Here is a 738-nt window from a genome sequence, read left to right on the forward strand (position 1 = left end):
CGTAACAGCCACACTTCACTGATCGCCTGGTTCGGTTCGAGTTCATAGCGACGGCTGCCCTCCTGGGTATAGGCCGGGTTCGGCGTCACCGTCACGCTGCACGGCAGGCGGCCGAGATTGCGGATGTTCAACTGCAGGTTGCCGTTGCGTTGATAGGTGACCGATACCTCGGGCCGCGCCATCTGCGCGGCGAGATGCAGGTTGCCGTGGAACTCGCGGAAGAAGCCGTTGGGGCCGTGCACCTCGAAGGCGTAGCGGCCGTTGGCGTCGAGCAGGTCGTCGAGTTCGTCGTTGAGGGTCCGGCCCAGTTCCTCTCCGCTTTCCTGGACCACCGGATAGCTGGTCACGGTATAGAAGCGCGGATTGCCGACTTCCCGCGGCTGCACCTGGAATACCGCAGCGGAGTGTCCCTGCGGATTGCCCGGCAGGCTCATGCCGTCGTTGCCCAGGGTCAGGCGCAGCTTGCCGGCGGCGATGTCGAGGGCCAGCGTGGCGTGCAACTGGTAGGGCACCGCGAGGGTAGGGCGCTGGCCCTTTTCCTGGCCGGGCAGGCTCTTGGGCTCGTAGGACCAGTACTTGGGGCTGGGCCGGTAGAACTGCTGTCAGTAGGCGTCCTCCTTGCGCGCGTCGCTCTGCGGGACGTTGGTCAGGTCGGGGGCGACCTGGGTATCGCCTGCGTCCTGGAAGTCGAACAGCGAAGTCAGGTCGCCGCAGACGGCACGCCGCCAGGGCGAGATG

At 66.1% G+C, this 738-nt stretch carries 1 protein-coding gene; it reads right to left on the reverse strand.

Annotated features, from left to right (window positions below):
* The coding region (locus tag EEB15_RS33110; protein ID WP_199236700.1) for a phospholipase domain-containing protein at window positions 1–512 on the reverse strand (512 nt) is incomplete at its 3' end.
* Window positions 513–738 lie beyond the last annotated feature (226 nt).

The organism is Ramlibacter sp. WS9, assembly GCF_003797765.1.
GTDB lineage: Bacteria > Pseudomonadota > Gammaproteobacteria > Burkholderiales > Burkholderiaceae_C > Ramlibacter.